A 12052-nucleotide genomic window follows, 5' to 3' on the forward strand; every position below is an offset into this window, starting at 1 on the left:
GTTTAATTATTAAATCCTTTCGACTACGATTTCTTGTTTTTTTTAATTAATGTATATATGTAACTTTTTTGTTTTTCTAAAAAGCGCATGTTACAATAGAGTTATTTAACTTCGATTTAAGGCATATTTTAATTTTTTTGCGAATTTTTAAAATTTTAAATATAACACCTAATTAATATTAAATCAGCCATTTTATTAATGGTAAAAACCGATTTTAAAATAAATTTTTTAGAGTACTTGATTTTTTTATAAATTCAATTAGTGAAATTATATTAATGACTGCAGACATAATACGTAATTGTTATTAACAATACTGCGGTGATTTGATGAAGCTAAAATTTTTTGGCTTGATTATTGTGTCATTTATGTTATTGGGGGTCGTAAATGCAATACCCTACAAATGGGCTTCGACAGTACCAATCACTTATGTTGATATTTCAAACATACAAGATACAGAAAAGCTTGATTACTATTTGAATTCGGATTCTATTGTAGTAATATATACTGGAAAAGACTTTGCAATGACTCCGGAGACTGAATCGCTCTTAGAGTACATGGGACTTGTTAAATCAAGAAATATAGTCAGCACTATTCCAAATTTTGAAAATTCTACTTTTGTAAATTCTGATTCAGAGGTTGTTCCAACAAGCTATGTTTACAGGAACGAAAATGGTGCATACATTTATATTAATTCAGTTGATAGTGCCGAAAAAGATACAACTACAGTATATGAGGCAGCAATCAGTTCAAAAATAGTTGATGACGGTTACTATGAAATTAAACCTGGAAAATTATTTATTCCATACAATATAGACCTTGGAAATCAGGAAATTATTGATTTTGTTGGAAAATATGTTGCAAGCCAGGGTGAAACCTTTGGATACATTAATAAAGTTCCATCAAACTACGATTCTGTTGTAATTAACGGGGTTGTTGTACAAAATATCGTTCCTGACGAAACTGGGGAAAGTTCTATTTCTGTTGCAGATAGAAAAATAACCGTTGAAGTAAGAGATGAAAATACAATTAATAAAAGAATAGCAGGACTTAAAGCTGTTTCAGAACTTCTTGGAATTGGAACGACATATATTACAACAGGTTCTGAAAATATAGATATAATAAAAGATAGTTCACTATCAGAATATGAAAAAGACGACCTGTTAAACAGTTACTGGTTTAAAAAACATTATTCTGATTACTACACCCACATAAAATACAATGATAATGGAAACTATCCTGCAACTACAGATTTACTTGCAATGAGTTATTATCCTTTGATATATGTTGATAAAGCTCCAGAAACATTCCAAAATGACCCAACTGGCGGTTATTACCCTGAAACGATTTCATATTCTGGTTCGGAAGATACAGGCTACTGGAATGAGGGTGCAGGTTCTGAAAACAACTATTACCACTACGATGGAGAAGACTACTGGAACGATGATGAAACTGTTTCCAGGGATTACTGGTCTGTAGATGGTGAATTTGCAAGCATGAGCGAAGAAATAGACTTTAACGATAGATACGAATACTTTGAACACTGGTACGTTAAAAATTACGCTTATGCGATGACTAATGGTGCAAATGGACTTTTATTATTCTCAAGTGATGAAGATTTATTAGATGCTGTGTTTAATAACTACAACAAAAATATTTCATGGAAATTGAATATTGATGGAATCGATTATTTAGTAATTCCCGATTATATTGGATACGATAGAATAAACGGGGTTGCAGTAATTAAAATTCCTGGATTAAATAATAATGAAATAAATGGAATACATTTTATTGAAGAAATATATATCGAACCTCAAAACGAAGAATACGGGGTTTACGTTGCAGATGTTTACGAATACGATACAAATACAATATACGATTTAAATGATAACCACACATGGATTTGTTCATTTGATGAATATGCAAAATGGGCTGAAAACTACAAAACCAGCAGAATACTTATCAAAAATAATACCGTATATGTAAATGCAGATGATAATGCAAAAATAACCATTTATCAAGAAAATATAACTCGTGTAAAAGGTACCTCAACTGAATTATACGATGCAACAGGAAAACTGGTTATAGCAAAAGCACCAGATGTAATTTCACTCAATAACTAGGAAGTGGTAGTATGAGATTGGGATTTTACAATATACAAGGCGGAACTGGAAAAACGACAATTGCTGCAAATATTGGTTATTACCTAAGCGATAAAACAAAGACAGTCTATGTAGACTGTGACATTTATGCCGGTTGTGGTGCTCTGTTATTTGGATTTGAAGACAGTCCTCACACACTAAATTCCTATCTTTCAGGAACAAGTTCTTTAACAGATATTATCCACCAGTTTGATGACCTTTCGGTAATTGTAGCAGATTCAACACCTAATTCGTTTAATACAGAAATAAACCAGAAAAGAATGCTTGAATTAATCAGAGTTTTAAACGATAACTATGATATTGTTCTTTTAGACCTTCCCCCAAATATTACTGAAGGAAATTTATTATTTTCTTCATTGAATTTGGAAGAAAAAGTAGTAAATAAAATGATTGTTGTTGCAGAAGACAGCATTCCGGGAATTGCAAATACGATGAAAACAAAAGAACTTCTCTATGCCGTAGATATTGACTGTATTGGAGTTATCGTAAATAAATTCAAAGATACAGTAGACTTTGACGAAGCGCTTGATGATATTATTGCAATATTACCTTATGACAAAAAAGTGGAAAATCAGTGGATGGAAAACGTCCCAGCAGTTCAAATGAAGTCAAAATTCAGTAAAGAATTAAGTTATTTAGCAGAAGACCTTGCTGAAGTTTACATTAAAAAAGACCTTGCCGCAGTTAGGGCTTTAAAGGTAGCAAAAGAATTAAAAGACATGACTTCTAAAAAACAGAGTGATGCGGAAGAAGGCGAATTATAAAAATCAATTTATTACTTTTTTTGGTGAATTTTATGCTTACTAAAAGAATTATTCCTTGCCTCGATATTAAAGAGGGCAGAGTAGTTAAAGGAACAAATTTTGTAGAACTAAAAGATGCGGGAGACCCCGTTGAATTATCCAAAATTTACAATGCACAGGGCGCTGATGAGCTCGTATTTTTAGATATTACTGCCTCATTTGAAAAAAGGGATATTATTATTGATGTTGTGAAAAGAACCGCTGAACAGGTTTTTATACCATTAACTGTTGGCGGAGGAATAAAAACAGTTGAAGACTTTAGGAAGATATTAAGGGCTGGTGCTGATAAAATTTCCATAAATACTTCTGCGGTAAAAACTCCGGAATTGATAAAAGAAGCTTCTGAAATTTTTGGAACGCAGTGTGTTGTTGTTGCAATGGATGTTAAAAGAAAATATATAACAACTTCTCATGATGAAAATTTAAAAGATAAGAACGTCTTTGAAACAAAACTTGGTTCCTGCTGGTTTGAAGTCTATATCTATGGTGGAAGGGAAGGAACTGGAATTGATGCAATAGAATGGGCTAAAAAGGTTGAATATTTAGGTGCTGGAGAAATTCTTTTAACAAGTATGGATGCAGATGGTACAAAAGATGGTTACGATTTAATACTTACAAGAGCAATTTCTGAAAATGTAAAACTTCCAATTATTGCAAGTGGAGGTTGTGGTAATGCAAACCACGTTGTCGATGCATTTAAAGAAGGGAAAGCTGATGCTGCGTTGATGGCAAGTATTTTACACTACAGGGAATGCACCGTTGAAGATATTAAAAAAGAAGTTGAAAAACATGAGATTCCTGTGAGAATTTAATTTTTTATTTTTTTAAAAGTAAAATATATTATTTAATCCAAATATACAAATTAAAATGCCTAAAATAAAAAGTGACTAACGGCGTCACATTGTTCCCACCAGATGGCAGTACTTAATGAATCGCTGGAGGGCTTAATTTCCGAGATCGGGATGGGATCGGATGTAACACCTCCGCTGTGACCGTTATGTCAAAGTTAAATTAAAAGTGCATCTATTGCCCCCGTATCTTTAAGTGTCCAGATGCCTAATTTTATCTCTCGAACTGTTAGTACTAGCGGGCTGAACATCTCGGAAAACCTTGATGCGTACACCCCTAGCCTATCAAACCCGTCTTCTACGGGAGTTCTCGTTCCCGAAGGAAACGGCTGTCTATTTTCAGGATGAATTTCGAGCTTAGATGCTTTCAGCTCTTATCTCTTGGCGCGTGGCTGCTCGGCAATGCCTTGTCAGACAACCGATCGACTAGAGGCGCCGACGGCCCGTTCCTCTCGTACTAGAGCCACCTTTCCCTCAGACAGCCAACACATCCAGCAGATAGCAACCAACCTGTCTCACGACGGTCTAAACCCAGCTCATGATCCCCTTTAATGGGCGAACAGCCCCACCCTTGGGTCCTGCTGCAGACCCAGGATGGGAAAAACCGACATCGAGGTAGCAAGCCGCGGGGTCGATATGGGCTCTTGCCCGCGACAACTCTGTTATCCCCGGGGTAGCTTTTTTGTCATCCCTGGCCCCCATCAGTGAGGCACAGGGGTTCGTTAGGCCCGGCTTTCGCCTCTTCGTTGCGTTTTGTTGGCAACAAAGTCAGGCTGGCTTTTGCCCTTACACTCAACAGCGGAGTCCTGACCCGCTTGAGCCAACCTTTGGGCCCTCCTGATGCATTTTTAGGAGGGTACCGCCCCAGCCAAACTGCCCACCTACCGGTGTCCCCTAAAAGGGTAAGGAACATGGTCATGAGAGGGTGGTGTCCCAGGGTCGCCTCCACCTTTCCTGGCGAAAAGGTTTCGATGGCTCCCACCTACACTGTACACTCACAACCATGCCCCAACGACAGGCTGCAGTAAAGCTCCACGGGGTCTTCGCTTCCCACTGGAAGTCTCCGGCCTTTGCGCCGGAATGGTAGGTTCACCGGATTCTAGTCGGGGACAGTGGAGGTCTCGTTACGCCATTCATGCAGGTCGGAACTTGCCCGACAAGGAATTTCGCTACCTTAAGAGGGTTATAGTTACCCCCGCCGTTTACTGGCGCTTCGCCCGGTTGGAACCGGGGTTCACGTACCAGCACTGGGCAGGCGTCGGCCTTAGTACACACCTTTTCAGGCTCGCTAAGACCTATGTTTGTATTAAACAGTCGGACCTCCCTGGTCACTGCGACCAGCGATCCCATATATAAACAAGATCACTGGCACTCCTTCTCCCGAAGTTACGGAGCCAATTTGCCGACTTCCCTCGACTAGATTCATCCGCTACGCCTTAGGATACTCACCTAGGGGCACCAGTGTCGGTTCTGGGTACGGACATCTAAAATCCTTGTTAATTCCCTTTTCACGGGCTCCAGAGATCGGCCGAACCCTCCTAACGGAGAGCTCATCACTCTTTCATCCGGTTCTCGTTATTACAACTCTCCCCGGACTTATAAGCTTGAATGCCCAGACAAGAACACTCAGCCTACCCAGAAGCGTCGGAAACTAACCTTGTGTTGCCACGCGTATTTAGATGGCACAGGAATATTAACCTGTTTCCCTTTCCTCTCAAAGAAGTTAACTCGAGAGTTAGGACCGGCTTACCCACAGCTGACAAACATTGCTGTGGAACCCTTGCCCCTTCGGCGGTGGGGATTCTCACCCCACTTATGCTGTTACTACTACCGGGATCTTCATTTCTACGAGGTCCACTCGACTTCACAGCCGAACTTCTGCCCTCGCAGAACGCCCCCCTACAGGATCACCTTTCGGTGCCCTTGGGTCTCGGCGGCCGATTTAGCCCCGTCCATTTTCGGGGCCCTTGATCTCGACAGGTGAGCTGTTACGCACTCGTTAAAGGATGGCTGCTTCTAAGCCAACCTCCCTGCTGTCTTAGACCAAGGACGCCCTTCGTGTTCACACTTAATCGGCACTTAGGGGCCTTAACCCAAGTCTCGGCTATTCCCGTCTCGGACATACAGCTTACCCGTATGCCCTCACTCGGAGCATGCGACGACGACAAGTTCGGAGTTTGACAAAACAGCGAGGAATTTCTTCCCCTAACCACCTTATCAGTGCTCTACCTTGCCGACTATCTAAACTCCGGCTGACCTGAGAGTCACTTCGGAGGGAACCAGCTATCTCCGGGCTCGATTGGCCTTTCACCCCTAGACCGAGGTCAGAAGAGTGCTTCGAACGGCAACAACTCTGCAGGCCTCCATCCCTCAGTTGAGGGACTTCACCTTGCCCCGGCCTAGATCGCCCGGTTTCGGGTCATATTGCTGTGACTCCGGGCCCTTAAGACCCCGTCCCTCAAGATTTTGCGGACTTGTTGGTTTCCCTACGCCTACGATCGTGAAGATCTTAAGCTCGCCACAACAATATACTCCCCGGCCCGTTTTTCGAAACGGACGACACAACCCTGGCTCTATACTTCGTACAGCCGCCTTGCGACGGTTTCCTTCAGAACAGTTGCCTTTGGGGCCATGTCATACCATACCTATCTGGTTTCAGGCTCTTTTCACACCCGATTAAAGGTGCTTTTCAGCTTTCCCTCGCGGTACTAGTACACTATCGGTCTTGGAACGTATTTAGAGTTGGAAGTTGATGCCTCCCAAATTCCCGCGCGATATCCAACGCACGGTACTCAGGGACACTCCAAACCTGAATCGATTACGCTTACGGGACTTTCACCCTCTATAGTGTGACGTTCCAGTCAACTTCAGCTTTTCTCAACAGGCGAAAAGGAGGCCCTACAACACCACATCTCCCCGAAGGGATTCAGTTTGCTCTGATCCGCGTTCAATCGCCTCTAATAACGGAATCTCTATTGATTTCTCTTCCTGCGGGTACTAAGATGCTTCAATCCCCCGCGTTCCCAATCCTTAACGGATTACAAAGTAGGAAGTCCCATTCGGAAATCCCAGGTTCAATGACTGTATGCGTCTCGCCTGGGCTTATCGCAGCTTACCACGTCCTTCATCGGCGTTCCAAGCCAAGCCATTCCCCAGATAGGGTAATAGATAATATAGGCATCTGGATAACACCAGATACGGAGGCTTATGCACGACCTTCACTAAAAATCCGGTCCTCGGTCCATAATACCTGGTATTGTGGACTGAGCAACTAACAGCCTACAATCATTTAGTGCCTAGTAGCAACCATTGTTCTTTTTTTAGGAGGTGATCCAGCCGCAGGTTCCCCTACGGCTACCTTGTTACGACTTCACCCCCCTCGCTGAGCCCAAGTTCGACCCTAGCCAAAGGCCAAGGCCTCACTTCAACCCAACTCGGGTGGTGTGACGGGCGGTGTGTGCAAGGAGCAGGGACACATTCACCGCAGTATTATGAACTGCGATTACTACGGATTCCAGCTTCACGTGGGCGAGTTACAGCCCACGATCCGAACTACGACTAGGTTTAGGAGATTTGCGTCCCTTTTCAGGGTTGCGGCCCATTGTCCTAGCCATTGTAGCCCGCGTGTAGCCCAGGAGATTCGGGGCATGCGGACCTATCGTTGCCCGCTCCTTCCTCTGACTTAGCGCCAGCGGTCCCCTATGAGTGCCTTTCTCCCGGAGGAAAAAGTAGCAACATAGGGCACGGGTCTCGCTCGTTACCTGACTTAACAGGACGCCTCGCGGTACGAGCTGACGATGGCCATGCACCACCTCTCAGCGCTTCAGGCAAGGTCGTCAACCTGGCCGTCATCATGCTGTCGCTCCTGGTGAGATGCCCGGCGTTGAATCCAATTAAACCGCAGGCTCCACCCGTTGTGGTGCTCCCCCGCCAATTCCTTTAAGTTTCAGTCTTGCGACCGTACTCCCCAGGCGGCGAACTTAACGGCTTCCCTTCGGCACTAGATAGGCACGGGGCCTACCTAACACCTAGTTCGCAGAGTTTACGGCCAGGACTACCCGGGTATCTAATCCGGTTCGCGCCCCTGGCTTTCGTCCCTCACCGTCGGACCCGTTCCAGACAAGTGCCTTCGCCATAGGTGGTCCTTCAAGGATCAACACATTTCACCGCTACCCCTGAAGTACCCTTGTCCTCTCCCGGTCCCAAGTCCAGCAGTATCCCTGCCAGTCCTGCGGTTAAGCCGCAGGATTTAAACAGGGACTTACTGGACCGGCTACGGACGCTTTAGGCCCAATAAGAGTGGCCACCACTTGGGCCGTCGGTGTTACCGCGGCTGCTGGCACCGAACTTGCCCAGCCCTTATTCCTCAAGCTGTTTACACTTGATAAAAGCCCATGCTGTGCATGAGCACTTGGGATCCCCCCGTCGCACTTTCGTGCATTGCGGAGGTTTCGCGCCTGCTGCGCCCCGTAGGGCCTGGGGCCGTGTCTCAGTCCCCATCTCCGGGCTCCCTCTCTCAAGGCCCGTACCGATCGTAGGCTTGGTGGGCCATTACCCCACCAACTACCTAATCGAGCGCAGTCCCATCCTCAGGCGCATGTGCTTTCGAAAAAGAATCATTCCAGACTGCTTTTTCTATGGGGTATTATCCTCAGTTTCCCAAGGTTATGCCCCACCTGAGGGTAGGTTAACCACGTGTTAATGAGCCGTCCGCCATGGCCGAAACCATAGACTCGCATGGCTTAGTCGAATCCCAATAGCAGTGGCCTCCGGCGGGATCAACCGGAATTAGTAGCGTAAAAGTATTTTACGCCACCCTCTCGTGGAGTACGTCATTTTACATTAAAGGAAATGACATTTGGTTGCTATCTAGGTTTCACCTAGATTGTAGGCTTACATCGCACCTGAGTGTTTCAGTCAGGTGTTCACTTCAATTGCATAATATGCCAACAAGTTGGATAGTGCAATGTTTTTAGGTTTGAAACGATAGTATATATAAAAAAATAATTTGAAGAATAGTAATCATTATAAAATCGTTTAATCCAAATATACAAATTAAAATGCCTAAAATAAAAAGTGACTAACGGCGTCACATTGTTCCCACCAGATGGCAGTACTTAATGAATCGCTGGAGGGCTTAATTTCCGAGATCGGGATGGGATCGGATGTAACACCTCCGCTGTGACCGTTATGTCAAAGTTAAATTAAAAGTGCATCTATTGCCCCCGTATCTTTAAGTGTCCAGATGCCTAATTTTATCTCTCGAACTGTTAGTACTAGCGGGCTGAACATCTCGGAAAACCTTGATGCGTACACCCCTAGCCTATCAAACCCGTCTTCTACGGGAGTTCTCGTTCCCGAAGGAAACGGCTGTCTATTTTCAGGATGAATTTCGAGCTTAGATGCTTTCAGCTCTTATCTCTTGGCGCGTGGCTGCTCGGCAATGCCTTGTCAGACAACCGATCGACTAGAGGCGCCGACGGCCCGTTCCTCTCGTACTAGAGCCACCTTTCCCTCAGACAGCCAACACATCCAGCAGATAGCAACCAACCTGTCTCACGACGGTCTAAACCCAGCTCATGATCCCCTTTAATGGGCGAACAGCCCCACCCTTGGGTCCTGCTGCAGACCCAGGATGGGAAAAACCGACATCGAGGTAGCAAGCCGCGGGGTCGATATGGGCTCTTGCCCGCGACAACTCTGTTATCCCCGGGGTAGCTTTTTTGTCATCCCTGGCCCCCATCAGTGAGGCACAGGGGTTCGTTAGGCCCGGCTTTCGCCTCTTCGTTGCGTTTTGTTGGCAACAAAGTCAGGCTGGCTTTTGCCCTTACACTCAACAGCGGAGTCCTGACCCGCTTGAGCCAACCTTTGGGCCCTCCTGATGCATTTTTAGGAGGGTACCGCCCCAGCCAAACTGCCCACCTACCGGTGTCCCCTAAAAGGGTAAGGAACATGGTCATGAGAGGGTGGTGTCCCAGGGTCGCCTCCACCTTTCCTGGCGAAAAGGTTTCGATGGCTCCCACCTACACTGTACACTCACAACCATGCCCCAACGACAGGCTGCAGTAAAGCTCCACGGGGTCTTCGCTTCCCACTGGAAGTCTCCGGCCTTTGCGCCGGAATGGTAGGTTCACCGGATTCTAGTCGGGGACAGTGGAGGTCTCGTTACGCCATTCATGCAGGTCGGAACTTGCCCGACAAGGAATTTCGCTACCTTAAGAGGGTTATAGTTACCCCCGCCGTTTACTGGCGCTTCGCCCGGTTGGAACCGGGGTTCACGTACCAGCACTGGGCAGGCGTCGGCCTTAGTACACACCTTTTCAGGCTCGCTAAGACCTATGTTTGTATTAAACAGTCGGACCTCCCTGGTCACTGCGACCAGCGATCCCATATATAAACAAGATCACTGGCACTCCTTCTCCCGAAGTTACGGAGCCAATTTGCCGACTTCCCTCGACTAGATTCATCCGCTACGCCTTAGGATACTCACCTAGGGGCACCAGTGTCGGTTCTGGGTACGGACATCTAAAATCCTTGTTAATTCCCTTTTCACGGGCTCCAGAGATCGGCCGAACCCTCCTAACGGAGAGCTCATCACTCTTTCATCCGGTTCTCGTTATTACAACTCTCCCCGGACTTATAAGCTTGAATGCCCAGACAAGAACACTCAGCCTACCCAGAAGCGTCGGAAACTAACCTTGTGTTGCCACGCGTATTTAGATGGCACAGGAATATTAACCTGTTTCCCTTTCCTCTCAAAGAAGTTAACTCGAGAGTTAGGACCGGCTTACCCACAGCTGACAAACATTGCTGTGGAACCCTTGCCCCTTCGGCGGTGGGGATTCTCACCCCACTTATGCTGTTACTACTACCGGGATCTTCATTTCTACGAGGTCCACTCGACTTCACAGCCGAACTTCTGCCCTCGCAGAACGCCCCCCTACAGGATCACCTTTCGGTGCCCTTGGGTCTCGGCGGCCGATTTAGCCCCGTCCATTTTCGGGGCCCTTGATCTCGACAGGTGAGCTGTTACGCACTCGTTAAAGGATGGCTGCTTCTAAGCCAACCTCCCTGCTGTCTTAGACCAAGGACGCCCTTCGTGTTCACACTTAATCGGCACTTAGGGGCCTTAACCCAAGTCTCGGCTATTCCCGTCTCGGACATACAGCTTACCCGTATGCCCTCACTCGGAGCATGCGACGACGACAAGTTCGGAGTTTGACAAAACAGCGAGGAATTTCTTCCCCTAACCACCTTATCAGTGCTCTACCTTGCCGACTATCTAAACTCCGGCTGACCTGAGAGTCACTTCGGAGGGAACCAGCTATCTCCGGGCTCGATTGGCCTTTCACCCCTAGACCGAGGTCAGAAGAGTGCTTCGAACGGCAACAACTCTGCAGGCCTCCATCCCTCAGTTGAGGGACTTCACCTTGCCCCGGCCTAGATCGCCCGGTTTCGGGTCATATTGCTGTGACTCCGGGCCCTTAAGACCCCGTCCCTCAAGATTTTGCGGACTTGTTGGTTTCCCTACGCCTACGATCGTGAAGATCTTAAGCTCGCCACAACAATATACTCCCCGGCCCGTTTTTCGAAACGGACGACACAACCCTGGCTCTATACTTCGTACAGCCGCCTTGCGACGGTTTCCTTCAGAACAGTTGCCTTTGGGGCCATGTCATACCATACCTATCTGGTTTCAGGCTCTTTTCACACCCGATTAAAGGTGCTTTTCAGCTTTCCCTCGCGGTACTAGTACACTATCGGTCTTGGAACGTATTTAGAGTTGGAAGTTGATGCCTCCCAAATTCCCGCGCGATATCCAACGCACGGTACTCAGGGACACTCCAAACCTGAATCGATTACGCTTACGGGACTTTCACCCTCTATAGTGTGACGTTCCAGTCAACTTCAGCTTTTCTCAACAGGCGAAAAGGAGGCCCTACAACACCACATCTCCCCGAAGGGATTCAGTTTGCTCTGATCCGCGTTCAATCGCCTCTAATAACGGAATCTCTATTGATTTCTCTTCCTGCGGGTACTAAGATGCTTCAATCCCCCGCGTTCCCAATCCTTAACGGATTACAAAGTAGGAAGTCCCATTCGGAAATCCCAGGTTCAATGACTGTATGCGTCTCGCCTGGGCTTATCGCAGCTTACCACGTCCTTCATCGGCGTTCCAAGCCAAGCCATTCCCCAGATAGGGTAATAGATAATATAGGCATCTGGATAACACCAGATACGG

At 46.1% G+C, this 12052-nt stretch carries 3 protein-coding genes and 5 rRNA genes; 3 read left to right on the plus strand and 5 right to left on the minus strand.

Annotation, left to right across the window (positions count from 1 at the left end; all coding sequences use genetic code 11):
* Positions 1–326: 326 nt before the first annotated feature.
* The 3 genes from ACS5L2_RS08330 to hisF are packed head-to-tail and all read left to right on the plus strand — an operon-like array spanning position 327 to position 3774.
* Positions 327–2120, plus strand: a complete 1794-nt coding sequence (locus ACS5L2_RS08330) for a hypothetical protein (RefSeq protein WP_459201539.1) — start codon at positions 327–329, stop codon at positions 2118–2120.
* Positions 2121–2131: 11 nt separating this feature from the next.
* Positions 2132–2923: a MinD/ParA family ATP-binding protein gene (locus ACS5L2_RS08335; protein WP_459201540.1), complete on the plus strand. Its 792-nt coding sequence runs from the start codon at positions 2132–2134 to the stop codon at positions 2921–2923.
* Between the two features lie 32 nt (positions 2924–2955).
* The gene (hisF, locus tag ACS5L2_RS08340; RefSeq protein ID WP_459201541.1) at positions 2956–3774 is read left to right on the plus strand and encodes an imidazole glycerol phosphate synthase subunit HisF; all 819 of its coding nucleotides are present in this window, start codon (positions 2956–2958) and stop codon (positions 3772–3774) included.
* 73 nt (positions 3775–3847) lie between these two features.
* Here hisF and rrf (ACS5L2_RS08345) read toward each other — a convergent pair.
* From rrf (ACS5L2_RS08345) to ACS5L2_RS08365, 5 genes are all read right to left on the minus strand, one after another.
* Positions 3848–3962: ribosomal RNA gene (rrf, locus tag ACS5L2_RS08345) — 5S ribosomal RNA — on the minus strand.
* A 57-nt stretch (positions 3963–4019) separates the two neighbouring features.
* A 23S ribosomal RNA gene (locus ACS5L2_RS08350) occupies positions 4020–6987 on the minus strand.
* A gap of 145 nt (positions 6988–7132) precedes the next feature.
* A 16S ribosomal RNA gene (locus ACS5L2_RS08355) occupies positions 7133–8599 on the minus strand.
* Positions 8600–8888: 289 nt separating this feature from the next.
* Positions 8889–9003: ribosomal RNA gene (gene rrf / locus ACS5L2_RS08360) — 5S ribosomal RNA — on the minus strand.
* A gap of 57 nt (positions 9004–9060) precedes the next feature.
* Positions 9061–12028, minus strand: a 23S ribosomal RNA gene (locus ACS5L2_RS08365).
* The 16S, 23S and 5S rRNA genes sit together here, the layout of an rRNA operon.
* Positions 12029–12052: the final 24 nt, after the last annotated feature.

The organism is Methanococcus mangrovi (assembly GCF_054506835.1).